Here is a 25,081-nt window from a genome sequence, read left to right on the forward strand (position 1 = left end):
AGCCCGCTGAAATTCAATTTCAGCGGGCTTTTTGTATGAATGAATCCTGTGAATTTATTCTACAGCTTTCACATTCACTTCAATATTTCCTCGTGTTGCCTTGGAATAAGGACAAACTTGATGGGCTGCTTCAACTAGCTTTTGAGCCTCTTCAAGTGATGAAGCATGAGGAATTTTAACCTCAATATCCACCGCTAAACCGAAGCTTTCGGGGCCATAGTTTCCTAGGTGTACTTTGGCTTTGATTTCAGAATCCCGGAGACTTGTGTTTCCAGCTACTGCTCCAAGAGCCCCACCAAAGCAAGAAGCATAAGCTGCCGCAAAAAACTGCTCAGGGTTTGTTTTTTCTCCATCTCCACCGATTTCCTTTGGCATGGATACGTCAAAATCTAATTTTCCATCATCGGTTCGGACGTGACCCTTTCTTCCTCCGGTATTGATGGCTACTGCCGTGTAATCAATGTTTAGTTTTTCCATATGTGATTAATCAAGTGATTTTAATTTTGATAACATTCCGGATAATGAACTGTTCAATTTTTCCAATTGAGGATCACTGATCAATTCAATTTCTTCAGAAAAGACTTTCAACAGTTCTTCTACTTTTCCTTGTAAAGTTTTTCCGGGGTAGGTTAACTCTACTTTTACTTTTCGCTCGTCCTCTTCACTTCGAATTCGTCTAAGGTAGTTTTGAGCTTCCAGTTTTTTCAAAAGTGGAGTCAAAGTACCTGAATCCAATTCTAATTTTTTGCCGATTTGATTTACATATTGCCCGTCTTGTTCCCAAAGTACGGCCAAGGTTAGGTATTGGGTGTAGGTAAGCCCAACTTCATCCAGGCTCACTTGGATTTTTTGGATCAACAGCCTTGAATTGCTGTAAAGCAGGTAAGCTAAATCAGATATTGAGTTCATGTATTTTCAATTTGACTCAATTTAATTGAAAAAACTTATTTATTCTTTTTTGGGCTCTGATATTTTGGGAGGCTTTCTATGCTTTGTACCCTGTTCGTAGGCATAGGTCAGTCTGATCAGTGTAGGCTCGGAATACATTCTTCCCAAAAACTGAAGCCCTGCCGGAAGATCATTGTTGGTAAAACCCATGGGAACAGTAAACGCTGGCTGACCGGTATGGGGGGAGATGATTTGACTATTATCTCCGCGGTATTCCTCCTGAAAGCGTTCGATTCTTGCCGCCGGGTAATTCCAAGAAGGGTAAACAATAGCGTCCAACTGAAGAGAATCCATGACCGCTTCGATAGCTTCCCGAAAAGCGATTCTTCGTGGGTCTTCATAGGCATTTCCACAATCCTCTGCTTCCAGTCCCCATCTTCCGGAATTCCCTGCCATCATTTCTAATCGGTCCATGGCAAACTGTGAATTGGAACCAACACGAATGATGTCTTCCAAAGTCTGAACACTGTCATTTTTCACATATTCAGATAAAAAAGCCTCAAGATCTTCTTGAAAAGTAGCACACCACTGATTCTGCCGTAGTTCAGAGAAGTTAGGAATGACTACGGGGTCAATTACTTCGGCGCCCAGACTTTCTAGATCAAGTATGGCTTTTTCAAATAATCCGGAGATTTCTGAATCCATGTCTTCAGTTAGCTCTCGTAGCACTCCGATTCGGGCATTTTCAAGTCCACTCTTCACCAAAAACTGTTGATAATCTACCTCAGTTTTTCCCTTGGAATACTCAGTCAGGGGATCTTTTGGATCGATCCCTACCATGACTTCCATGACTCGGGTCGCGTCTTCTACGGTGCGGCACATGGGCCCAACTACGTCATTTCGAAGATAAAGGGGTACGATTCCAGTTCTTGAAATTAAGCCCAATGTGGTGCGGAAACCTACCAAAGCATTATGTGAGGAAGGACCTCTGATAGAGTTTCCGGTATCAGTTCCAAGACCAACAGTTCCAAAATTAGCCGCTACAGCTGCTCCCGTTCCACCACTTGATCCTGCGGGGACATGGTCCAGATTGTAGGGGTTTCGGGTTGTGCCAAAGGTGGAGCTTTCTGAATGCATGGGCGAGAATGCCCATTCGGCCATATTGGATTTTGCCAAAATGATGGCTCCGGCATCTACCAGTTTCGCAATGATAGGAGCATCTTCATCGGGGATGAAGTCTTTCAAGGCCAGTGAACCCGCGGTGGTCGGAAGCCCTCTCGTATTGATATTGTCCTTGACGATAAGCGGAATCCCGTGGAGTGGACGAAGCTTCCCGGTATTTTTCAGCTCTTGATCCAAGGCCTTTGCTTGATTCAATGCTTCCCCATTAATCACAGAGATGGAATTGATGCGCTCATCCAAGCTCTCTATTCTCTCCAAATAGGCTCTGGTTAATTGCTCAGCAGTATAGTCTCCCGAAAGATAGGCTTCATGAATTTCCGAAATGCTCAGCTCTGAGAGTTGGATCGCTTTTTCTTCTTGAGAAGTTTGGCAGCCAAATCCAATTAGAATACCAATTAAGGCGAGAAATAGATTCTTATTCATTCAAATTGATTTAAAAAGCCTCATTAGCTCAGAGAAATACCGTTTTGGTAGGTGTAGTGAAGCTTGGTGTTGGCTTCAAAATCATCCCCAAAGTTTTGAGTGATGGGATCCCAAGAAAGAGGCCTATTCAATTCTTTGGCGATATTTCCAATGGTGCAAGATGTACAGGTACTATGTCCAATCTCTACCGGAACAATCGGGTCCTTACGCCGCTGAATGGATTCGATGAAATCAATGTAGTGCTGAGTGTAATTGAAATTTTCATCCTTTTTCTCTAGGCTGATTTCTGAAAGTGAGCTCTCAAAATTTCCTCTTGAAACCTTAATCCAGCCTTTTTCTCCAATGAATTTGACACCCTGTCTTCCTTCGTCAAAAGAAGTGATTTTCATAGGAGTTCCATTTTCAAATCTATAAGTAAGTGGATTTTCACCCATCGGTGGAATCACCTCAACTGGCCCATTTCGGTCTTGGTTGAGACCCCATTGTGCCACATCAATCATATGTGCACCCCAGTCAGTCATCAATCCTCCGCCCGTTTCCTTAAACCAGCGCCAAGCGGCCCAAAGTTTTTCGTTTTCTACGGGATCAAGGGAAATAGGTGGGTTGAGATTTGGGTGATAAGGTAATTCGGGTAAGGGCCCTAGCCAAGCTTGCCAATCCAAACCTGCTGGGACGGCCTCTGGATTGAGATCGAATGGCTTGGGAAAGGGATTTTCACCCACATGGACCAGTACTTCTTTGATTTGACCGAGGCTTCCTTTTTGCACATGTGCTGCGGCGGTTTGGAAATTGACTGCCGATCGCTGCATGCTACCCACTGCCAATACCGTCCCATTTTGCCTCACTGCTTTGACCAATTGCTGGCCTTCATAAACGGTAAAAGTCAATGGTTTTTCCAGATAAATATCCTTTTTGGCTCGACAGGCATCAATAGCCATCTTGGCATGCCAGTGGTCGGGAGAGGCAATCACCACAGCATCCACTTCATTACTAGCCAAAAGATCCCGGTAGTCTTCATATACTTTTAAGCTCAAAGGCTGAGTTTCGCGGGCAGCGTAAGCAGCTTTTACGCGCTCTTCAAATCGTGTCCTTTTCACTTCATATACATCAGCACCTGCCGTAACTTCTACTTCCGGTAACTGCATAAATCGATTAAGGAGCCCCATGGCTTGACGACCAACTCCAATGAATCCCAAGCGTACAGTCTTTTGGAAGTTGGACCGCTTGGAATGAGCGAAAGAAAAGCCCGGTGCTAAACTGAGACCTGCTCCAGCCAAGGCACTGGTCAGGAAGAATTTTCTTCTGGAAATAGCCATAATTTTAGGTTTAAAGGGTTATTGATTTGGAATTTAATCAATCCCATTATAAAATCCTGTTCTTTTTGACAAAAGGCGATCCATGAACAAGGATTTCAAATCCTAGTTTTGATTGAACTCTTTGGACTTTTTCTAACTTAGAATATCATATTTTAACCTTATGACTATACAGCAACTCGAGTATTTGATAGCGGTGGATAAACACCGACACTTTGGGCAGGCCGCTGAGTCCTGTTTTGTGACTCAACCTACGCTAAGCGCCCAATTGAGCAAATTGGAGCGAGAGCTTGAAGTGATTCTTTTTGACCGGAGCAAAATGCCGGTAATTCCGACTGAGATCGGGGTACAGATTATCGCTCAAGCCAAACGAGTGGTATCAGAAAGTAAGGGCATTTATGAATTGGTCGCTCAGCTAAAAGGCGATATTTCAGGAACTATCAAGCTGGGTATCATTCCTACGCTTGCGCCTTATTTGCTTCATTTGTTTGTGAGAGGTTTTTTGGAAAAATACCCCAACGTGAAGCTCGAGGTACAGGAGATGGTCACTGAGGAGGTCGTGCGCCAACTGAAAAACGATGAACTGGATCTGGGAATCATCGTGACACCTCTGGATGAGAATGGCATTGTGGAAAAGCCGATGTTTTACGAGAAATTTTATGCCTACCTGTCCAAGGATCATCCTTTGTTGGATAAAAAAGAAATTACCGCTTCTGAGATTAAATCAAATGATCTTTGGGTGCTGCAGCAGGGGCATTGTTTTCGGGATCAGGTAATCAATTTTTGTGATCAGACGGCCAGCGGACCAGAAAACTTTCACTATGAAAGTGGTTCGCTAGAAGGTCTGCGAAATATGGTCAACCGATACAAAGGAGTTACCCTTCTTCCTGAATTGGCGACACATGATCTTTCACCGGAGGAAAAAAGTAGATTGAGACCATTCAAAGGTCAGTCCCCAACTCGAGAGGTCAGTATTATCCTGAATAGAAGCTTCCTGAAGCAAAAATTGGTGGAGCTCCTTTACCGGGAAATAACAGAGGCCATCCCACATGAGATGACCTCCAAAGCTCACGGAAAAATCGTCCGGTTCAAATAGGCTACTGCTTGGTCAGAATGTATTTGTCTGCCAGATCTCCTTCGATCTGCTTTCCTTCCATGTCCAGGTGCCAAATGCGGTTTTCTCCCACTTTGTACTTTCCGGGAGCCCCATCTAGCCCCGCAAGGGTAATGACAGAGCCATTTTCATCCCACTGAAAAGTACCTGTGACTTCTTCGGCTTCTGATTCCTTACCCAAATAGGTCGTTTTGTAGCTATAAGTACCATCATAATTGATAGTCAATTCTGTTTCTATTCCTTCGCAATCTGCACAGGGAAGTGTCCCTACATAAGTGCCTTCCCAATCCAGTGCATTCATGGAGTTATCACCCGGGCTTGGATTCATAGGGACTTCGATGGTTTCCGGAAAATCATCATTCACGGTCTCGGTGTTTTTCTCACTCTGGCAAGAGAAGAAAATGAATAATGAGATTAGGGTTAAAAGATTGATCTTTCTCATGTTATCTGGCTTGAATTTATTCGCCAATTAAAGATTTTTTGTGGCTGCTTTCATAACCTACCACAACAATATTGGTCAGTTCTTTATTTCTAAGAAGTTTAGCTTTTTCTAGATCCAATTCAGCTAGTAGGCTTTGACCTGTATTCTGAAAATATTCAGCTCTTTGCTCATAGAAATTGGCGAAATAGGGGTTTTCTTGGATCTGGGCATTTAATTTTTCAAGAATTTTACTTTCAGTATCGTAGCGCTCCGGAATGTAAAATCCGGTATTTTGATTTTTTACCATTTTAAACTGAACCGTCAACAAATATTCCTTTCCAAATGCTTCTTCTGGTATTAAGCTAGCCGTTCCTTTGGCTTCCATCAGATCCAAAGTTCGAAATACCTCTTGAGCAAGGGTTTCGCTTCCTCCCACCAATATTGGCTCTTTATTGAAATCTCCGTTTTCATCGAGGGAAAGCAAAAGCGTGACAGGCCCTTGCACTTTTTCGGCACGGAATTCCTGAGCATATCGCAGGTTTTTGGCTAGAAACTTATTGAATTCTGAATAGGGATTAGATTCTTGGGCAAAGCCTGCTATAGAAAAAGCTACAACTAGGATTGTGGATAAAATTTGACGTCTCATGATATTGTGGATTAGTTTAGAACAAAATAAGAATTAAAAAATTAAAAATAAAGTGATTTATCTAATTCACAATTACTTATGGTAAAATTCCTCAAATTTCTGCTTGGAAAATCAATCAGTTTATAGTTCCTGAAATACTGCGCCTTTGCACAACACTGAAAGACTTTATTTCAATTTTTGCAAGGGTATTTTGCTGAAGTTTCTGATAGGCAAGTAGATCTGCTGTTGCCTCTTCCTCATGTTTGAGTTGGCGGTGAATCTGAGATCGTAATTCAAGGTAAGTAGGTTCAAAAGGCTTTTCCTCTACCAATCTGTCAGCCATTTTCAGTGCTTTTTCTGGTTTTCCTTTGTAAATCTGCCTAGTTACTGCTTCAATTTCTCCATTAGGGTTCTCAGGGTCTATCATCTCAAAACTAAAATAGATTTGGTATTTTTCATTTCTGCTTTCAGCGGGTATCATATCCGTTTGCCAAAGCGGTATAGCTTTTTCCAAGGCGGTTTCAACGGACTCTTTCATAGATTTTGATTTAGATTCTGCAATCTCGTAAGACTTGATTTTTCCATGCGGATCAATTTCCAAATCCACTGCTACAAATCCTGTTTTCCTAGCTCTTAAGTCTTCTAATGGATAGCGAACATGGGAGCTAAGAACCTGTTTCCATACTTTCAAGGCTGCGTTTGAAGCATCCATATCTTGAGCTTGAGTAAAAATAGGTAGCACTAGAAGCAGAGCTGGAAAAATAGATAAGCAAAGCCTGAGGTTTCTTTTTTTCATAAATCTTAACTGCATTTAGTTCACAATAGACTAAAGTATTTATTAGTCAGCAAGCTTTTCACTAAAAACTTAAACTCCAAACTGAGTCAAATGATGATCCAGGTTTTTATAAAAAAGATTATTCCACTCCTGAGCGGTTATTGCTCCAAAAGAGGGAGATTCCTTTCCTTCGAAATAATCAGAACCGAGTTCTTGGGTTTTCTTTAAGTAGCTGATCAAATTGCTTTTTCTGTTTTTACTTTGTAGAACTACCGAGTTACTGCTTCAATTTCTCCATTGGGATTCTCAGGGTGAAGATGGTGGTCTAGGCATGCCAAAAGCCGTCACTTCAGCATTAACCAAAATCTTCTTTTTTAATTGACGTGCTGTCATATAGTCTCTTTGAGATTCTTCGTTATTTCCCATTTGGCGGTGAATCTCGGACCGAGTCAAATAATCATCAGAGTAAAATGGGTTTTCTTCAATTTTTTGATCAATCAATGCCATTGCTTTTTCATATTTCTCTTTTTTTATCAGACGTTCCAGTTGAGCATACTTATCAGAAAAACCAGAGTTCCCCATTTGTGCAGAGAAACTAAATACCAACAAGTATTCTTCCCCAGCGGCGCGATCATCTAAAAAAGAAGGCCTCCAATTTTGAATTATTAATTCCATTACTCTCATGCACTCCGTATTGAAAGTTTCAGTGGAGGCTTGCGAAACGAAAACGCTATCAGGAAGGCCTTCATTATTAATTTTTAAAGATAGAATCATTCTCCCTTTATTTCCATCAGATAATTCTCCTTTGGGAAATTGGAGGTTCTCAATAACAAATTGATTTAGATCGTCAAGAGGAGCTTGTTCTTGAGCTGCTGCTGGAAAAAGCACGAAGAACAAAAGACAAATAGAAATGAAAGACCGCATTTTCTTTTTGAATACTATTTTATTCATCAAAGAAGAAAAATTTACTGTAATTCCCAATTATTTCTCTCAAAAACTAAACCCCAAATTGATTTAGGTGATGATCCAGGTGTTTATAAAAAAGATTATTCCACTCCTGAGCGGTCATTGCTCCAAAAGAAGGAGATTCCTTTCCTTCGAAATGCTCAGAACCGAGTTCTTGGGTTTTCTTTAAGTAGCTGATCAATTTGCTTTTTTCTTTTTCAAAATCCCGCCTGTCTGAAATAATAAAGACTGGAGCCGTTCGGGCATTTTTAGGATAAGGCTTTTCATTGACTACTCCCGATTTGACAAAAGTTTTGAGTAAAAAGCGCATCAAAGCGTTGGGTTTGGGATGCTTGTCGGTGTAGGCCATTTCATAAGCTACCGAGCAATGGGCAAGCATTTGATCTACACTCATTTTACCCCATAAAGGCTGAGAATCGGGGTTCAGAGCCTCTATTCTTGCGGTCAGTTCATCTGTAACGGCTTGGTCAAAAATATTCTTCATAGTCTTTTTGGCTGGATTTAAGTCTAAGTTAAAATTTTTATGAGAAAATTTTTGAAAATAAATTGGTTTATATTGTAAACCTATTTATGTTTGTAGCGTTAGGTAATTAAAAACAATTATGGAAAAACAATTCAACAGTTCTGAGTCCTTGGCATTGATCACGGAAATGATCCAAAAGGCCAAAAAAGAAGCAGCCGGTGACGGGAGTTTCCAGTTTTTGCTTTGGGGCTGGGTGATTGCGATATGCAATTTTGGCCACTATGGATTGGCAAAGTCCGGTTTCGAAATGCCCTATGTGGTCTGGTTGGCGATTATTCCTGCAAGTATCTGGAGCTTTACGCATGCCTATCGGGAAAGAAGAAAGGCCCGATTAAAATCTCACTTGGATGATATGCTTGGGCAATTGTGGATAACTGTCTTCTCTGCCATGATTATCGTTTTGGCTTTTATGGGAACTTTGGGATTCAATCATAGTCCCGTCATTCTCGTACTGGCAGGAATTGGAGTTTTCTGCTCCGGAGCATTGATCAAAGACAAATCCGTAAAATTGGGAGGACTGGTTTTGTTCCTTGGCGCGATTGTCGGATTTTTGATGCCCATTGATGAGCAGTACCTTGTTGCAGGAGTATCTATTGTGTTGGGATATCTCTTTCCTGGCTATTTGTTAAAAAGCAAATTCAAAAATCGTGTTTAAGCCCTTAGATCCACTTCTTCATTCTCAATTGCGTCTGGCAGTGATGTCTTTGCTGATCAGTGTGGAAGAGGCAGAATTTACCTTTCTCAAAGAAAAAACCGAATCCACCGCTGGAAATCTTAGTGTGCAACTGGATAAACTCGAAAAGGCTGGGTATCTCGAGATCGAAAAATCCTTTCGTGGAAAGCGCCCGCTCACGACCTGCAAGATCACCAAAAAGGGAATCCAAGCTTTTGAGGCCTATGTGGATAACCTTAAAAATTATATACAGTAAAAAATTTTCTCAATTTAGTTTATAACATAAACCAATTTACATCATGAAAACGAACTCTAAAATTTTCGCAACCATCCTAATGATCACTTTAATGGCTATGGGCTATCCTCAAGAGCTCAGAAAGATGAACTATCGGGCCTATTTGGAGACCAACAAGGAGCAATGGAAACAAAATGTAGCTATGGCCATGCTTGAGGCGCAAAAGAATCCATCTCCTGAGGCAGAGTGGCAACTGGCACTCACAGAATATGGCCTGCTGAATGCATCGATGGCTGATGAGGATGAGGACCTCTTCGATGCCTATTCAGAAAGCTTGGAGGAGCGTCTGGATGAACTCAAGAAGTCAGGTCCCCATCAGGCAGAAGCGAAGGCTTTGCTATCCGGCCTATATGGATTTCAGATTGCCTTCAGCCCTTTCAAAGGCATGACGCTGGGTGGCAAAAGCTCCAAACTCCTAGAACAAGCCATGGAAGAGGCTCCTGAGAGTCCCATCGTCCTGAAGTTGTATGCAAGCAATAAATATTTCACCCCAAGTATGTGGGGAGGAGATGTGGAAGAAGCTCGGCGGGCTTTTGAAAAGTCTAATGCAAACTTCGAAAAGCAAGGGATAGAAGACAATTGGATGTACTTGGATAATCTTGCCTGGCTGGGACTTATTCATCAAGAAAATGGGCAAAAAGAAGCTGCCAAGGCAGTTTGGGAGAAAGCTCTTGCACAAGAACCCAACTTCTATTGGGTCAAGGAAGGATTGCTTCCTGGATTAGATTGATTTAGAGGTCTTTACACTGAAAAAACAGCGGTCATTGGCCGCTGTTTTTTTTTAGTTATGCTGCTTCTCCAGAAGCTGCATCTTCACTTTTATAAATATCCAGAGTCAAAAGGATTGCGGAATTCTGTGAGTGCAGACAATCACAGAGGCGGAGGATTGAGAAATTCTGTGAGTGGAGACACTCACAGAGGCAGTAGTTTCTCGAGGAACAAGTTTTTTTCTAATCAAGAATCACCTTCTCCCGCTTCGGATATTTGACCTCGTAGCGGAGATTGAGCACTTCCTGCTGTCCGGGCGGGATTTGAAGTTCCCAACTCACAATACCTGTCTGCGGATCGAGTTTTCCTTTGCTGAGTTCGGTCGCATCCACAGAAATATCCGAATTGACCGAAACTGGAATCTGATCTTGCACTAAAATGGAAATAGGCTGAGATTTATTATTTCGGATGGTGATGGCATAGCCCCGGCTCTCGGTAATATTTGATCCAATGGTTCGCTTTTGTGAGAATTCCGAGATTTTCTCTCGATTGATCAGGATACTTCGATCCCGACCCATAGAAATGGACAAGGTATCCTCAAGGGCTCCGGTATTCAAAATCGATCTGCCGACAAAACCTTGCTCAAAATAGAGATTACTCTCTCCCTCCAACAGACTGTACTGACTCCAATCGCTTAGTTGGGCGATCAAGAAGGCATCATTTTCCAGCTTTGGAATGGCTTTGTACTGATATTGCGCTGGGATCTCATAGTTCTTCAACTCCACCCGACTTTTCTCCCCATTACTGGCAATGCTGTAAGGTTCGGCTACCTCAATTTCCACTGTCGTCTGGTTTTCGATAAAGGAGGTTATGATCGGTGCAGCATCACGTCTGGGTTCTGTTGCATTTCCCGTTGTGGAACGTTTTGCTTGCGAAGCATATCCCGTAACCACCATTTCTTGGAGTACCTGAGTATCCGGAGCCAGGGCCAAACTAAGCGTAGAGCGACCATTGATCCCTACTTCTTCTGTTGCATAGCCTACGAATGAAAAGACCAATCGCTCGGCGTTTTGAGGGAGAGTCAGGGAGTACCTTCCATCCAAATCAGTAGATGTTCCGATTGTGCTTCCTTTTACCAAAACTGTTACGCCAGGAAAACCTTCTCCGTTTTCATCCAAAACTACTCCTGATATGGTCCCGGGAAGGCGGGGCAAGGACATATCCATTCGCCGCGTCAGTCGGGCATAGTTCAGTTCCCACTTGGGAAGGTCTGGTGCTACACCGCTTTGATTGGGGTTTCCATTAGAAAACCGCAGTTTGACATTTTTCCAATCCACACCGGTGTTTTGGGAAACTTCCGCCTTGTAGTCGATTTGGATGGGCTCGCCTACACTATTTACCCGAATGTCATACTTTGGGTACCAGCTGGCATTGTCCACCAGATAATTGAATTCAAAGGTGGCCGTACCGGCATTGGGAGCCTTCACTCGGATACGGATCTCAGCACGGGCCTCTTCCTCAGGTTCTTGGAAAGTTTGAATTTGATTGCGCAGTTTTCTGATTTCAGCGTCCTGCTTTTTGATTTTGGCCTCTATGCTGATTTCTTCCTTTTTGATTCCCGTGAGCTCCCGCTCAAAAAGAGCAATAGCCTGCTGTAGTTCTGTGATGCTAGGGCCTGCATCCCTTCCTCCGAGGTTTTTATTCGCTTGGAGCAAGTTGGACTTTTCGTTTAGCACTTCGAGTCGGGCTTTATCTTGCTCCTGCTGTGCCTCAATGGCGTCAATCTGCTTCTTAAGTGCTTCAACTTCCTTGCTATAGTCCTTTTCCTGCAAAAAATCCATTCGTTTGTTCACCGCTTGAATCGTGAAATTGCCCAAACCCTTGACCTGTAAGCTCTGCTCATTGAGATAAGGAGAAAGGCCTTTGATCACCACCACTGACTCTCCTGCTGGGATCGAACCACTAGCCTTTTCAAATATTTGAGCTCCTTGAAGGAATACCGTGACCTCCTGAATGGAGGAGTTCAGGGCTTTTTCAGGACTGTTTTGTGCATAGCCGATACTGAGGCAGCTTAAAAATGCAATCAGGAATAAGAATTTGTTCATGGTACTGAATTTTTAGAAATCAAATAAAAAAATCGTTGATAAGCAATCTCTTCCTGATAAAAAAAGCTAGGCAGTCGGGCAGGTATTTGTATTTTTGCCCGCAAATCAAGATTTCTTATGACGCTTTTTCAATCAATCATCATTGCCATCATTGAGGGACTAACAGAATTTTTGCCTATTTCCTCCACGGGGCATATGATTTTGGCTTCGGCTGCCATGGGTATTCACGATGATGAGTTTGTGAAAACATTTGAGGTGTTTATTCAGCTCGGTGCAATTTTGGCCATAGCGCTGATGTATATCAAGCGATTTTTTCGAGGCTTGAAAATTTATTACAAGCTATTGGCAGCATTTATTCCTACCGCCATCGTGGGGCTTTTGGCTTATGATTTCATCAAGGGCTATCTGTTCAATCCAGTAGTAGTATCCGTTTCCTTGATTTTGGGAGGAGTGATTTTGATTTTGATTGATAAAAAAGTGGTCAATCAAACCTCCGACCTGGCCGAGGTGGAGGATATTTCTTATCGAAGTGCCTTTTTCATTGGGCTTTTTCAGTGCCTTTCTATGGTTCCCGGTACCTCTCGTGCAGCGGCGACCATCATCGGCGGGGTTTTCAATGGCCTGGACAAAAAGCAAGCAACCGAATTTTCTTTTTTACTTGCAGTGCCGACCATGATGGCTGCCGGTGGATATGACCTGTTGAAGTCAGAGTTGACCTTTACCCAAGAGCAGATTATTTTATTGGCTTTGGGCTCTGGGATCGCATTTATTTCAGCCTGGTTTGCCGTGAAATTATTCCTAAAATTCGTCTCGAATCACGGTTTTACTGCTTTTGGCTGGTACCGAATCGTGCTCGGAATTCTCTTTCTGATCTTTATGTGGGGAACTGATTTGGGTTAATTGTAAAATACGATTAACAAAAAATAGGTATAAATGTAAAATCAATTTGACAAAATAAAACCCTCCCCAGCACGAGCTGAGGAGGGTTTCCACTTTTTATCTTCTTCCTCCTTTATTTTGAAGGCTCAATCTGATTCTTGTTTTTCACATATTTTTCTAACCAGGTATCCATTTCATACAGGGTATGTAGAATGGACTCCTTGGCCGCATATCCATGGCTTTCATGAGGTAAAAACACCAACCTAGCAGTGGCTCCATGTCCTTTCAAAGCATTGTAGTAGCGCTCTGACTGAATAGGGAACGTACCGGAGTTGTTGTCCGCTTGCCCGTGGATCAGGAGTATTGGCGTTTTAACCTTGTGCGCAAAAGAGAAGGGGGACATATTGAAATATACCTCAGGCGCCTCCCAATAGGTACGCTGCTCATACTGGAATCCAAAAGGAGTCAAAGTACGGTTGTAAGCACCACTTCGTGCAATTCCTGCAGCGAAAAGATCCGTGTGCGAAAGCAAATTGGCCGTCATAAATGCACCATAAGAGTGTCCGCCGACACCGATTCGATTTCGGTCTCCGATTCCCAATTCCACGATATGATCGATTGCTGCTTCTGCATTGGCTACTAATTGCTCACGGAAGTAGTCATTGGGTTCTTTATCACCTTCACCCACAATCGGCATTTCAGTTTGATCCATGATCGCATAGCCTTGGGTCACCCAATAGATAGGAGAGCCCCAGCTCAATCTGGTAAATCGGTATTTGGAACCACGAACCTGCGCTGCGATTGCTGCAGACTTATATTCTCTTGGATAGGCCCACATCAATACCGGCAGTGGTGCATCTTCTCCAGGAGTAAATCCTTCCGGCGTGTAGATCACAGCGGATAGATCCAAACCGTCTTTACGCTTGTATTTGACCAATTGCTTGTTGATGCCTTTCAGCCCCTCGTAAGGATGTGCAAAATCGGTGATTTGCATTGGAGCGATTCGCTTTTTGGTATTGACCATCCAGTAGTTTGGCTGGATATCAGTGCTCTCTTTCAAGGTGATAAATTCAGTGGCATCCTCATCCACCACTTTGACTACTCGCTCGTAGTAAGGGGCCTGTGATCTCCAAAGAATCTTTTGCTCTTTGGTTTTCACATTGAAAGTTGAAAGAAAAGGCATGCTGCCTTCAGGGCTACCGCCTTCGGAGGTCATGAATAGCAAGTCTCCTTTTCTTTTCAAGACGCTTTTACCAAAATCATTGGTCTCGTAGATCGGATCTCCCGGATCGTTGTAGATGTCATCATAAGAACGGTCGATGATCACTTGCTTGCCTTGGGAAGGGTTGGAAGGGTTGATCACAGAGCGGATTTCCCGACGTGCACCAAACCATCTTTCGTTGAGTATCGCAAAATCATCCGTAGACCAGGCGATTCCTCCAAAGCGAAGGGAAGTAGTGGCCAGTTTTTGATTGGAGCCATTGAATGGAGCGGCAAGTGTATAGACGATTTCTCGCTCTTCCATATCGATTTTGCCATCACCTCCATCTTGTGCCTCTACCCAGTAAAGTACAGCGCCTTTGTCAGCACGCCAGTTGATGCTTCGAGGACCGGTGACAGTGGCGTCGAAACCTGTAGGCCGCACTTCATCCAAAGGAATCTGCGCAAAAGTCTTCACTTTCTGACCGGTACTAGTCCAGATCTCCACATCGTAAGGGAATCGGCTGGCCGGAACTAGGTAAGAGAAAGGCTTTTTGATGATATCTACCAGGATGTATTTCCCATCTGGTGAAAGGTCAAAGGATTTGATCATGGCAGTTGGCCCAACAGCTTTTTTGCTACCATCTAGGTTGACTAGCATCAACTGCGAATCCATGAAGTAGGCAAATAGCTTTTCATCATAAGGATCCTTGAGCAAATCCTGATAGGTTCGACTAGGTGCTGCATCGCCGGAAGTCTCCTGAGCGATGGGGCCTGCAGGCGCTGATGGTGCCTGTGGGATGCCACCGCGAGCAGGATTGACTGCTTTGATCAGGATTTGATTGTCCGGAGTCCAAGTCATCACATTTCCATAGACATCATTGAGGATGGCATCGGTCAATTTTTTAGCTTCAAAAGTGCCTAGGTCCACTACCCAAAGGCTGATTCCATTGGATTCGGTATTGGTGAAAGCCAAATACTTTTCATCATTGGAAAGCCCGATACCTCCAATAGAGGCATTCGTTGGCAGGTTTTTAATTTGAATTTCCTCCCCGGATTGAGTCATTCGAACTTTCATGTTTTCGATACCTCGGCTACGGCTAGGGCCGGATGTGGCAGGATTGATTCGCATTCCGGCGATTCGGAGTTCCGGCTGGGAGAGGGTTTCGATGGATGGATTGTCTGCACGCTCAAGCATGAGCATCCAATCGGCATTTTCTGAAAAGACCACCGAGGGGGTGCTCGGGGCATTGACCAAGTCGGTGATGGCCTTTGGTGGGGTTTGATAGGTGATTTGGGCGAAAAGTGGTGTTCCCCAAACCATCAGCAGCATTACTACCCCTGTGGTAAATTTTCTAAAGTGGTTCATATTCTTGGATTAATCTTGATCTCTGAAATTACGAAAGTCCACCCGTTTACTACCAAGCTTTCGATTAAAGGTCAATACTTTATTTGAACATGAGATTTCGGGGACAAAAAATCCGTATTCAAAGCGAGTTAACTTATGTGTTTCAAGTTTATCCGCATCATCCAATCCAGCTGCTCATCCTCGCCAAGTTTGAAGAGGTGTTGATCAAAGATTTCAAATCCATTTTTCTGATAAAAATCCATGGCCTTGGTATTCTTTTCCCAGACGCCTAGCCAGAGCCATTGCAAACCAAGTTCCTTTCCAAATTCTATGGCCTGATTCAAAAGAAGACTGCCAATTTTCCTTCCCTGAAATGACTTATCCACATAAATTCTGGCAATTTCTATGGAAGAATCCAGCTTTTCACTTTGTGCTTTGCCCCAATTGACCTGAAGGTATCCGATGATTTGGCCGGCCTTTAATGCAAAAAAGAATTGAATGTTGGGGTCCTCGAGAAGCTTCAGGATTCTTGCTTCAGAGAATTCCTCTTTCAAATAAAGGCTCATATTCTCCGGCGTGTTTTGACTGGCATAGGTATCCACAAAACAGGCTTTGGCAAACTGATGCAAATCCTTTAAGTCAGCCACCTTAACTTGTCGAATCTCGAATGAGGTCATTTGATCTTGAAAAATTTAAGCTTTGATTATGACTACTCCCTTACCTAGCATTTTTCGCTCTAAGATCGCATTCAAAGCTTGAGGCGCTTCCTCCAAGGAATACCTTCCGCCGATATGCTGAGAGATTTTTCCTTGTTGTATCCATTGCATCAATTGGGCGATGTTTTGAAAGCTTTTTTCAGGCTCGAGTTTTGAAAATTGCCCCCAAAAAACCCCCACAATGGAACAGCCCTTTAGCAAAGGCAGGTTCATCGGGATTTTGGGAATTTCCCCATTGGCAAAACCTACGATGAGATAACGTCCTTTCCAAGCCACTCCTCGAAGGGCTGCTTCGGTATAGTCTCCACCCACAGGATCATAGACTACATCCACTCCTTTGCCTTGAGTCAGCTTTTTGATGCGAGCCTTCAGATCTTCTTTTTGATAATTGATGGTGAGTTCGGCGCCTTTTTCCTTACAAAGGGCCAGTTTTTCCTCCGAAGAAGCTGCTGCAATGACTTTTGCTCCCATTGTTTTTCCCAGTTCTACTGCTGCGAGGCCTACTCCCCCCGCTGCTCCTAAGACCAGCAAGTTTTCCCCGGGCTGTAGATTTGCGCGGTCCTTCAAAGCATGATAGGAGGTGCCATAGGTGTAAAGAGTCGTGGCCGCAATCTCGGAAGGAAGACCAGATGGAAGTTTGAAAACTCTGTCGGAATCCACAGCTACTTTTTCAGCAAAGCCTCCCCAGCCACAAAGCGCCAAAACGCTATCTCCAACTTGGACGTTTTTTACTTCGCTACCAATTTCAATAACTTTTCCAGCGACTTCTCCACCTGGCGAAAAGGGTAATTCAGGTTTGAATTGATACTTATTTTGGATGATGAGGACATCCGGAAAATTGACTCCACAGGCATCGACTTGGATCAGTACTTGGCTAGGACTGGGACTTGGATCAGGTAGCTCTCCGTATTTAAGGGTTTCAGGAAGTCCAAATTTTTCGCAAATAACTGCTTTCATCGCTCTCTGTATTTTTTGTCACTAAGAAAAGGTCGGTGGAAAATAGGCATTTCCTCCCGAATCCGATAATTTTGGGGACATTCACTAAAAGCATGCTCATGTCAGTCAATAAAATAATCCAAGAAAATAAAGATCGATTTTTAAACGAACTCCTCGACCTTTTGAGGATTCCTTCTGTCAGTGCCGATCCTAAATTCAAAGATGAAGTTTTCAAAGCAGCCGAATTTGTAAAAAATAGCCTTGAAAAGGCTGGAGCGGATGTAGTTGAAATCTGCGAAACCCCGGGCTATCCGATTGTTTATGGGGAAAAAATCATTGACCCTAAACTTCCTACAGTTCTTGTTTACGGGCATTATGATGTGCAGCCGGCAGACCCTTATGAGCTTTGGGACTCCCCGCCTTTTGAGCCGGTGATCAAAAAGACTGCAAATCATCCGGAAGGAGCGATTTTCGCCCGTGGATCTGCTGATGACAAGGGGCAGTTTTACATGCATGTGAAGGCGTTTGAATCCATGATGGCTGCCGGAGACCTGCCTTGCAATGTCAAATTTATGATTGAAGGGGAAGAGGAAGTAGGTTCTGACAATTTAGAAGGCTTTGTCCTGGCAAATAAGGAGAAATTAAAATCTGACGTCATTCTGATTTCTGATACGCATATGATCTCCATGCAAGATCCGTCCATTACAGTAGGACTTCGTGGTCTAACTTATATGGAGGTAGAAGTGACAGGACCTAACCGGGATCTACACTCCGGTACCTATGGAGGAGCAGTGGCAAATCCAATCAATGTTTTGGCTAAAATGATCGCTTCGCTAAAGGATGAGAATGAGCATATTACCATTCCGGGCTTTTATGACAAGGTGCAGGAACTGACAGCCGAGCAGCGCAGTAGATTGAATGAAGCACCTTTTGACTTAGAGGAATACAAGGCCAAGTTGGAAGTGGATGAGGTTCACGGAGAAAAGGGATATACGACCATCGAGCGTGTGGGAATCCGACCAACCTTGGATGTCAATGGCATTTGGGGAGGTTATATCGGTGAGGGAGCCAAAACGGTCCTTCCTTCCAAAGCTTACGCAAAGATCTCTATGCGATTGGTCCCTGATCAAGACTGGAAAGAGATTGCCAAACTATTTGAAGATTATTTCCGCTCCTTGGCACCAAAATCAGTGAAGGTAAAAGTGAGAAGTCATCATGGCGGATCGCCTGCGGTAGTTTCTGACACATCCGTTGGCTATAAAGCTGCTGAAGCAGCGATGGAAGAGACTTTTGGAAAGCGACCAATCCCTACTCGTGAGGGTGGCTCCATTCCGATTGTAGCACTTTTCCAGAAGGAACTCGGGTCTGACCCCATTCTTTTCGGTTTTGGTTTGGATACGGATGCACTTCATTCACCCAATGAGCATTATGGGGTTCAAAACTATTTCATAGGAATTGAGACAATTGCAGCCTTTTTCCGACACTTCCGTCAGATGAGGCAATCCTAATTGCGAACTATCTTTCCTTCATTTTCCTTTTCTATGCTAACCTGATAGCTTGGTATGAATCAATTTTCCAATTGGCTGAAAAGCATTTTCCTAGTTGGGCTCTTTTCGGTCAGCTTCCTTGCCAAAGCCCAGATAATCTCTCCACCGGAATGGTCGGTGAGCGTTTCTCCTGCGGAGGTGCAAGCTGGTGAGGAAGCGGTTGTACTATTTGAGGCAAAAATTCCGATTGGTTGGTATATCTATGGGACTGGATTCGATCCGGATTTAGGTCCTTTGGTGACGACCTTGATTTTGGAAGATTCCGAGAGTTTTGACCGAATTGGCAGTTTGCAGGAAGTAGATGCCAAGGAGAAATATGATGAAATCTGGGAAGGAGATATTACCTATTTCATGGGTTCTGGACTTTTTGAGCAAAAAATCTTAGCCAAAAAGTCAGGAATTATCCAAGGTGTATTGGAATATCAGATGTGCTCTGACCTTACAGGGCAATGCATCAATTATGAAAAGGATGTCTCTATTTCACTGACAGTGACAGGAAGCCAAATCTCTGCTACCGAAAATGCATCGGAAACTACTTCCGTCCAAGAAGAGGATTCAGAAGCTACTGACTCTTCCCAGAATGCTTCGGACCTATTCAATTCGGTAGATTCAGGTGAATCTAGCGACACAGAAGATTCAGAAGTCCAGGTAAGTTTTGAACCGGAAGGAGCCGTAGAGGAAAGTCTTTGGGGCTTTATGATTTTGGCTTTTTTGGCTGGTCTTGCTGCGCTGGTGACGCCTTGCGTCTTTCCGATGATTCCCATGACGGTGAGTTTTTTCACCGGAAGAGCTAAAACCAAAGCTGCCGGGATTCGAAATGGATTTATTTACGGCCTCTCAATCATAGGAATTTATACCATAGCCGGTACTGCAGTGGCGGCCATTCAGGGGCCTGAGTTTGCCAATTGGCTGGCTACTCACTGGCTTCCCAACTTATTCTTCTTCGGGATTTTCATCTTTTTTGCCTTGGCATTTTTGGGATTGTTTGAGATCTCCTTGCCTTCTGGTTTGGTAAATAAAGTAGATGCAAAAGCTGAAAAAGGTGGCTTGATTGGTATTTTCTTTATGGCCTTTACGCTGGTTTTGGTGTCCTTCTCCTGCACAGGGCCGATCGTTGGATCAATTTTGATTTCCTCGGCTGGAGGAGAGTTGATCAAACCTGTTCTGGGAATGTTCTCTTTCTCTTTAGCATTTGCGATACCATTTACTCTCTTTGCGGTCTTCCCAGGATGGATGAGTAGCCTTCCCAAGTCAGGAGGTTGGCTCAATTCGGTGAAGGTTGTTCTAGGCTTTCTTGAATTGGCTTTGGCCTTCAAATTTCTATCCATCGCTGATCAGGTTTATCATTGGGGGATTTTGGATCGGGATGTATTCTTGGTGATTCACATTGTGATTTTCTTTGCACTAGGATTGTATTTGCTAGGCAAAATCAGGCTTCCTCACGATTCTCCGTTGGAATATCTTGGTGTGCCTAGGCTTTTAATGGCCTTGTTCAGCTGGATGATTGCTTTGTATATGATCCCCGGACTATGGGGAGCTCCTTTGAAATACCTAAGCGGATACTTGCCGCCACTGACTTCACAGCAGTTCAAAGTTGGGGGTTCGAATACTATGTCCGATGATGCAGGTTATGCTTTGGATGAGTCTGTCAAATACGCGGATCTACTGGAGATTCCCCATGGGATCAAAGGATACTTTGATTATGATCAAGCACTCAGAGCTGCCAAAACTGCTAATAAACCCTTGTTGATTGATTTTACGGGGCATGGCTGTGTGAATTGCCGGAAGATGGAGGAGAATGTATGGGTAGACCCGGAAGTCTTGAGACGATTAAAGGAGGATTTTGTGATGGTGGCACTTTACATCGATGAGCGATTGGAGCTTCCTGAGAGTGAGTGGTACACCTCCGAATATGACGGGAAGGTCAAAAAAACGCTTGGCAAGCAGAACGCCGATTTTCAGATCACCCGTTTTCAAAACAACGCTCAGCCTTATTATGTGATTTTGGATCATGATGAGGAACTTGTCGCAAAACCCCGAGCATACGATACGGATATTCAGGCCTTTGTAGAATTTTTGGATGGGGCTAAAAAAGAATTTGAGCGGAGGAAGTGATTGACTTTGAACTGAGCTTGTGAAAATCTAGGAGTCTTGAAAAAAAATCCCGCACTAGGCGGGAATGTTTGCTCTCTAAAGGGCCGGTAAGAAGTACCGATTGAGAATGGGCTCATGTGTTTTTCCAAACATCCGATAGCACCAATCTCGAAACTCCATCAACTCAGCGGGTAAAATAAGTCTTAGGCCCTTGCGTAGTTCCTTCTCGAAAAGATATCTCGAGAAACTCACTTTCTGCAAAATGGTCTTTACATATTCTATCATAGCTAAAAGAGTTTAAGGTTAATTAAGAGATTTATTTACCATACGGAGGCTTTTCCTCCGTTGTTGCGTAAAATAAGCTACCCTGATTGGGATTAATCCTTAATTTCGCAACCATGACTAAAACGCTACTAACTTCTGTTTTGGTATTCGTCCTTTCCTTTTTTGCTGGGAAAGTTGTAGCTCAAGAGGTTACTGTTGAGCTAGGGTCTGATCAAATTGGGCTGAATGAAACATTCACCATTAAAATAAGTGTAGCCAACGAAAAAATCAAATCCTACGATCAATTTCCTGACATACCGGGATTCCAAAAACAAGGGGTCTCGCAGTCATCCTCTATGAATGTGATCAATGGACAAGTAACTAGCTCCAACAGTATCATTCAGTATTACAAGCCTACCAAAAAAGGTGAGTTTCAATTACCCTCCTTTTCGATCAATATCAATGGGCAAAACTTTGATTTCCAAGGAAAAAAAATCACAGTAACTGATGCCGTTTCCAATCAAAACAGCGGACGGAGTGGAGGCTTGTTTGATCCTTTTTCTGATTTTTTTGGAAGAGCCGAGGAGGAACCGGAATACATTGAGCTGGATGACGAAGCTTTCTTCTCTGTAACAGTAGATAAGGAAGAAATCTACGCCAGAGAAGGTTTTACCGTAGCTTTGGCTTTCTACATGTCAGAGACCAATCAAGCTCCTTTCAACTTCTACAAGCCAGGAGAGCAGTTGGATAAGGTCTTGAAACAGATCAAGCCTTCTAATGCTTGGGAAGAAAATTATAACATTACCAACATTGAACCAGAGCAAGTCACGATCAATGGCAAGCGATGGGTACGATACAAGGTCTACGAGGCTACATTCTTTCCTTTTTCAGAAGGCACAATAGAGATCCCAAGTATCCCTTGGGAAATGATCAAATACCGGGTTGCCCGCAATCCATCTTTCTTTGGGGCAAGCAGACAGGAAGATTTCAAGACCTTTTACTCGTCTCCAAAGACAGTCACGGTGAAGCCCTTGCCTCCGCATCCGCTACGTAATGAAGTGGCCGTAGGACAATTTCAACTGCGTGAAAATATCACAGACTTGGAGGTCGAAACTGGACAAGGCTTTAATTATAATTTTGGGGTGACCGGTGTAGGAAATATCAACTCACTGCCTGCTCCGAAACTCATTTCTGGTGCAAATCTCAATACCTACGACCCGAATGTCCGTCAGCAAATCAACCGCGGTTACGGAAGAGTTTCGGGGATCAAGGAATTTTCTTATTACCTGACTATCAATGAGCCCGGAGATGTCAACCTAGCCAATCACTTCGAATGGATTTATTTTGATCCTGAGCAGGCTGCCTATGATACACTCAAGCCATCCGCGCAAATTCGAGTCGTGGGAGAGAGTAAAACCAATCAGGCGATTTCAAATCAGCGACTGGGAGGCGTCTATGACCGGATAGGCACGGAGGATAATGAGTTTTCAAACGAGCGATATAAATACTATTTTGGCACCGCCATTAATGTACTCCTGCTAGCAGTGCTGATACTTTTGGCAATCATTATACTTCGTAAAAACAATGGGTAATTCATTTGGAAAGCTTTTTAAGATCACCACTTTCGGGGAGTCTCATGGCAAAGCTTTGGGCGTGACTATAGAAGGTTGCCCGGCGGGACTTGCTATCGATGAGGACTTTATCCAGCAGGAGATGCAACGTCGAAAGCCAGGGCAATCCAAAATCACTACTCAGCGACGAGAAGAGGATGAGATCGAGATTCTCTCTGGGGTTTTTGAGGGAAAAAGTACCGGCACCCCGATCGGAATAGTGATCCGAAATGCCGATCAGAAGAGTAAAGACTACTCGCATATTTCGGATAAATTTCGCCCTTCTCATGCAGATTACACCTATTTTGAGAAATATGGAATTCGCGATTATCGCGGTGGAGGCCGGAGCTCAGCAAGGGAAACAGCTGCACGGGTAGCTGCAGGAGCTATCGCCAAAATGCTTTTGAAGGCTAAAGGGATTTCCGTTCAGGCTTATGTTTCCCAAGTAGGGGACTTGACTTTAGAAAAAAACTATCAGGAGCTAGACCTTAATCAGACAGAGAACAATATCGTGCGTTGTCCAGATCCTAAAATTGCTGAGGAAATGATCACGCTGATTGATTCTGTCCGAAAGGATCGAGATACCATTGGGGGAGTGATTTCTTGTGTAATTCAAAATGCCCCTCCTGGCCTTGGTGAACCGGTTTTTGATCGTTTACATGCAGAGTTGGGCAAGGCAATGCTCAGTATCAATGCAGTCAAGGGATTTGAATATGGGAGTGGCTTTGAAGGAGTAAAAATGCGTGGTTCCCAACACAATGACAGTTTTGTCAAAGAAGGAGATCGTGTGCGTACCACTACCAATCATTCCGGAGGTATTCAGGGTGGAATCAGTAATGGAGAAGACATCTATTTCCGCGTGGCCTTCAAGCCGGTGGCAACTATCATGCAGGATCAGGAATCTGTTAATGAGTCAGGAGAAAATGTGACTGTTTCGGGTAAGGGGAGACACGATCCATGTGTTGTGCCAAGAGCTGTTCCCATTGTAGAAGCTATGGCTGCATTGGTCATAGCGGATTACTTATTATTAGCAAAAAGCGATAAAATTCAAGATATATAAACCCAAGCTGGATGAAGAAGAAAATACCCTTGCACACCAAAATCATCATAGGATTGGTCCTAGGATTGGTTTTTGGATTGGTGGTGATCAAAACCGATATCCCAAATTCTTTTACCCTCGATTACATTAAGCCGGTTGGGACTATCTTCATCAATGCTCTAAAAATGATCGCCGTACCGCTGGTATTGGCATCTTTGATCGTAGGAGTTTCCAATTTGGGTGATATTTCCAAATTAAGCCGAATAGGAGGTAAAACAATTGCCACCTATTTGATTACCACGGTGGTTGCAATCTCAACCGGATTGATCTTGGTCAATGTTTTTAAACCTGGTAAAAGTTTGCCGATCGAGACTCGTGAGAACCTCATGAACATGTATGAAGGTGATGCTGGAGCTCGGGTCGGTCAGGCTGCGCAGCTTCAGGAGCAGAGTCCTCTGCAACCGCTGGTAGACATTGTACCCCAAAATTTCTTTCAGGCAACCACGGATAATGGAGCGATGCTTCAGGTTGTTTTCTTCGCTATCATTGTGGGAATTGCGCTTCTTCAGATCCCAAAAGAAAAGGGGGATCCAGTCATTGCTTTCTTCGATGGCTTCAATGATGTGATCATTCAGATTGTCAATTATATCATGATGATTGCTCCTTACGGGGTTTTTGCCTTGATGGCATCACTGATCGTAGAGATAGCAGGAGACAATCCCGATTCGGCCGTGGAGTTGCTTTTGGCCTTGTTGAAATACAGCCTAGTCGTGACAGGTGGCTTACTATTGATGGTTATGGTTGTTTATCCGATGATCTTGATCTCTTTTACGAAGGTGAAGTATTTGGATTTTTTCAAAGCGATTCGACCTGCACAGCTTTTGGCATTTTCCACGAGTTCCAGCTCGGCGACACTACCAGTCACCATGAAGCAGGTCGAGGAAGAGATTGGTGTATCGGAAGAGGTTTCCAGCTTTGTGTTGCCCCTTGGAGCCACGGTGAATATGGACGGAACCAGTCTTTACCAAGGAGTGGCGGCAGTTTTTATTGCTCAGGCCTTGGGAATGGATCTAACTCTTACTCAGCAGTTGATGATCGTTCTGACAGCTACCTTAGCCTCGATAGGCTCGGCCGGTGTACCTGGTGCGGGTTTGATCATGTTAATTATCGTGTTGGAATCTATTGGAGTACCTGCTGCAGGTATTGCCTTGATTATTGCCCCGGACCGAATATTGGATATGTTTAGGACGGTGGTCAATGTCACAGGGGATGCTACCGTTTGTACCATCGTGGCCAGTACAGAGGGAGAATTACCGGATGGATTGATCCGAAAAGGTAATCCGCTCACACCAAACGAATAAGATATAGAAAGTTTCAATCGAAAGGTCATGCTAAAACTAGTCTGACCTTTTGTCTTTTGTGACAAAAGACAACGAA

Annotated in this window: 25 protein-coding genes; 10 read left to right on the forward strand and 15 right to left on the reverse strand. The window is 43.6% G+C overall.

Annotated features, from left to right (window positions below):
- Positions 1 to 54 precede the first annotated feature (54 nt).
- The 4 genes from CDH51_RS12390 to CDH51_RS12405 are packed head-to-tail and all read right to left on the reverse strand — an operon-like array spanning position 55 to position 3,809.
- Positions 55 to 477, reverse strand: coding sequence for an organic hydroperoxide resistance protein (locus tag CDH51_RS12390; protein WP_100628846.1), 423 nt, complete (start codon positions 475 to 477; stop codon positions 55 to 57).
- A gap of 6 nt (positions 478 to 483) precedes the next feature.
- The gene (locus CDH51_RS12395; RefSeq protein WP_100628847.1) at positions 484 to 909 is read right to left on the reverse strand and encodes a MarR family winged helix-turn-helix transcriptional regulator; all 426 of its coding nucleotides are present in this window, start codon (positions 907 to 909) and stop codon (positions 484 to 486) included.
- 39 nt (positions 910 to 948) lie between these two features.
- A complete protein-coding gene (locus CDH51_RS12400; protein ID WP_100628848.1) occupies positions 949 to 2,493 on the reverse strand; it encodes an amidase in 1,545 nt (514 codons plus the stop codon).
- A gap of 23 nt (positions 2,494 to 2,516) precedes the next feature.
- On the reverse strand, positions 2,517 to 3,809 hold the full coding sequence (locus CDH51_RS12405; protein WP_100628849.1) for a Gfo/Idh/MocA family protein: 1,293 nt from the start codon (positions 3,807 to 3,809) through the stop codon (positions 2,517 to 2,519).
- A gap of 160 nt (positions 3,810 to 3,969) precedes the next feature.
- Here CDH51_RS12405 and CDH51_RS12410 point away from each other — a divergent pair, with 160 nt between their 5' ends.
- A complete protein-coding gene (locus CDH51_RS12410) occupies positions 3,970 to 4,902 on the forward strand; it encodes a hydrogen peroxide-inducible genes activator (RefSeq protein ID WP_100628850.1) in 933 nt (310 codons plus the stop codon).
- 1 nt (position 4,903) lies between these two features.
- Here CDH51_RS12410 and CDH51_RS12415 read toward each other — a convergent pair whose 3' ends face one another.
- The 6 genes from CDH51_RS12415 to CDH51_RS12435 all read right to left on the reverse strand — a co-directional run bounded on the left by CDH51_RS12415 (position 4,904) and on the right by CDH51_RS12435 (position 8,191).
- Positions 4,904 to 5,362, reverse strand: a complete 459-nt coding sequence (locus CDH51_RS12415; protein WP_100628851.1) for a copper resistance protein NlpE — start codon at positions 5,360 to 5,362, stop codon at positions 4,904 to 4,906.
- Between the two features lie 16 nt (positions 5,363 to 5,378).
- Entirely contained in the window at positions 5,379 to 5,987 is a 609-nt protein-coding gene (locus CDH51_RS12420; protein ID WP_100628852.1) for a hypothetical protein, read from the reverse strand.
- Positions 5,988 to 6,102: 115 nt separating this feature from the next.
- Positions 6,103 to 6,762 carry an energy transducer TonB gene (locus CDH51_RS12425; protein ID WP_157807106.1) on the reverse strand — a complete coding sequence of 220 codons (660 nt, stop codon included), beginning with the start codon at positions 6,760 to 6,762 and terminating at the stop codon, positions 6,103 to 6,105.
- Between the two features lie 69 nt (positions 6,763 to 6,831).
- Positions 6,832 to 6,981, reverse strand: coding sequence for a hypothetical protein (locus CDH51_RS20200; protein WP_198514302.1), 150 nt, complete (start codon positions 6,979 to 6,981; stop codon positions 6,832 to 6,834).
- Between the two features lie 66 nt (positions 6,982 to 7,047).
- On the reverse strand, positions 7,048 to 7,692 hold the full coding sequence (locus CDH51_RS12430) for a tetratricopeptide repeat protein (protein ID WP_157807107.1): 645 nt from the start codon (positions 7,690 to 7,692) through the stop codon (positions 7,048 to 7,050).
- 46 nt (positions 7,693 to 7,738) lie between these two features.
- Entirely contained in the window at positions 7,739 to 8,191 is a 453-nt protein-coding gene (locus tag CDH51_RS12435) for a DUF1569 domain-containing protein (protein ID WP_100628855.1), read from the reverse strand.
- Positions 8,192 to 8,309: 118 nt separating this feature from the next.
- Here CDH51_RS12435 and CDH51_RS12440 point away from each other — a divergent pair, with 118 nt between their 5' ends.
- The 3 genes from CDH51_RS12440 to CDH51_RS12450 are packed head-to-tail and all read left to right on the forward strand — an operon-like array spanning position 8,310 to position 9,928.
- Positions 8,310 to 8,885 (forward strand): hypothetical protein, encoded by a 576-nt coding sequence (locus tag CDH51_RS12440; protein WP_100628856.1) that lies wholly within the window; start codon positions 8,310 to 8,312, stop codon positions 8,883 to 8,885.
- Positions 8,878 to 9,159 (forward strand): winged helix-turn-helix domain-containing protein, encoded by a 282-nt coding sequence (locus tag CDH51_RS12445; RefSeq protein WP_100628857.1) that lies wholly within the window; start codon positions 8,878 to 8,880, stop codon positions 9,157 to 9,159. Before CDH51_RS12440 ends, CDH51_RS12445 begins: the two co-directional genes overlap by 8 nt.
- Before the next feature lie 43 nt (positions 9,160 to 9,202).
- The gene (locus tag CDH51_RS12450) at positions 9,203 to 9,928 is read left to right on the forward strand and encodes a tetratricopeptide repeat protein (protein ID WP_100628858.1); all 726 of its coding nucleotides are present in this window, start codon (positions 9,203 to 9,205) and stop codon (positions 9,926 to 9,928) included.
- 220 nt (positions 9,929 to 10,148) lie between these two features.
- Here the strand turns inward: CDH51_RS12450 and CDH51_RS12455 are convergent, their stop codons facing one another.
- On the reverse strand, positions 10,149 to 12,011 hold the full coding sequence (locus CDH51_RS12455) for a DUF4139 domain-containing protein (protein WP_100628859.1): 1,863 nt from the start codon (positions 12,009 to 12,011) through the stop codon (positions 10,149 to 10,151).
- A gap of 117 nt (positions 12,012 to 12,128) precedes the next feature.
- On the opposite strand from CDH51_RS12455, the gene CDH51_RS12460 reads away from it, so the two are divergent.
- Complete coding sequence (locus CDH51_RS12460; protein ID WP_100628860.1) at positions 12,129 to 12,911, forward strand: undecaprenyl-diphosphate phosphatase; 783 nt, start codon at positions 12,129 to 12,131, stop codon at positions 12,909 to 12,911.
- Positions 12,912 to 13,023: 112 nt separating this feature from the next.
- Here the strand turns inward: CDH51_RS12460 and CDH51_RS12465 are convergent, their stop codons facing one another.
- The 3 genes from CDH51_RS12465 to CDH51_RS12475 form a co-directional block, all read right to left on the reverse strand.
- Positions 13,024 to 15,423 (reverse strand): S9 family peptidase, encoded by a 2,400-nt coding sequence (locus tag CDH51_RS12465; protein WP_232724834.1) that lies wholly within the window; start codon positions 15,421 to 15,423, stop codon positions 13,024 to 13,026.
- Between the two features lie 164 nt (positions 15,424 to 15,587).
- A complete protein-coding gene (locus CDH51_RS12470; protein ID WP_100628862.1) occupies positions 15,588 to 16,115 on the reverse strand; it encodes a GNAT family N-acetyltransferase in 528 nt (175 codons plus the stop codon).
- A 15-nt stretch (positions 16,116 to 16,130) separates the two neighbouring features.
- Positions 16,131 to 17,111, reverse strand: coding sequence for an NADPH:quinone oxidoreductase family protein (locus tag CDH51_RS12475; RefSeq protein WP_100628863.1), 981 nt, complete (start codon positions 17,109 to 17,111; stop codon positions 16,131 to 16,133).
- A 98-nt stretch (positions 17,112 to 17,209) separates the two neighbouring features.
- Here CDH51_RS12475 and CDH51_RS12480 point away from each other — a divergent pair, with 98 nt between their 5' ends.
- Positions 17,210 to 18,598 carry a dipeptidase gene (locus CDH51_RS12480; RefSeq protein ID WP_100628864.1) on the forward strand — a complete coding sequence of 463 codons (1,389 nt, stop codon included), beginning with the start codon at positions 17,210 to 17,212 and terminating at the stop codon, positions 18,596 to 18,598.
- 54 nt (positions 18,599 to 18,652) lie between these two features.
- Positions 18,653 to 20,752 (forward strand): protein-disulfide reductase DsbD family protein, encoded by a 2,100-nt coding sequence (locus CDH51_RS12485; RefSeq protein ID WP_100628865.1) that lies wholly within the window; start codon positions 18,653 to 18,655, stop codon positions 20,750 to 20,752.
- A 75-nt stretch (positions 20,753 to 20,827) separates the two neighbouring features.
- Here CDH51_RS12485 and CDH51_RS12490 read toward each other — a convergent pair whose 3' ends face one another.
- The gene (locus CDH51_RS12490; protein ID WP_026946687.1) at positions 20,828 to 21,016 is read right to left on the reverse strand and encodes a hypothetical protein; all 189 of its coding nucleotides are present in this window, start codon (positions 21,014 to 21,016) and stop codon (positions 20,828 to 20,830) included.
- A gap of 113 nt (positions 21,017 to 21,129) precedes the next feature.
- On the opposite strand from CDH51_RS12490, the gene CDH51_RS12495 reads away from it, so the two are divergent.
- The 3 genes from CDH51_RS12495 to CDH51_RS12505 are packed head-to-tail and all read left to right on the forward strand — an operon-like array spanning position 21,130 to position 25,005.
- On the forward strand, positions 21,130 to 22,587 hold the full coding sequence (locus CDH51_RS12495; RefSeq protein WP_100628866.1) for a BatD family protein: 1,458 nt from the start codon (positions 21,130 to 21,132) through the stop codon (positions 22,585 to 22,587).
- Positions 22,580 to 23,665 carry a chorismate synthase gene (gene aroC, locus CDH51_RS12500; protein WP_100628867.1) on the forward strand — a complete coding sequence of 362 codons (1,086 nt, stop codon included), beginning with the start codon at positions 22,580 to 22,582 and terminating at the stop codon, positions 23,663 to 23,665. Before CDH51_RS12495 ends, aroC begins: the two co-directional genes overlap by 8 nt.
- 11 nt (positions 23,666 to 23,676) lie before the next feature.
- Positions 23,677 to 25,005, forward strand: a complete 1,329-nt coding sequence (locus CDH51_RS12505; RefSeq protein WP_100628868.1) for a dicarboxylate/amino acid:cation symporter — start codon at positions 23,677 to 23,679, stop codon at positions 25,003 to 25,005.
- Positions 25,006 to 25,081 lie beyond the last annotated feature (76 nt).

This window comes from Algoriphagus formosus, assembly GCF_002807035.1.
In the GTDB taxonomy this organism is placed as follows: domain Bacteria; phylum Bacteroidota; class Bacteroidia; order Cytophagales; family Cyclobacteriaceae; genus Algoriphagus; species Algoriphagus formosus.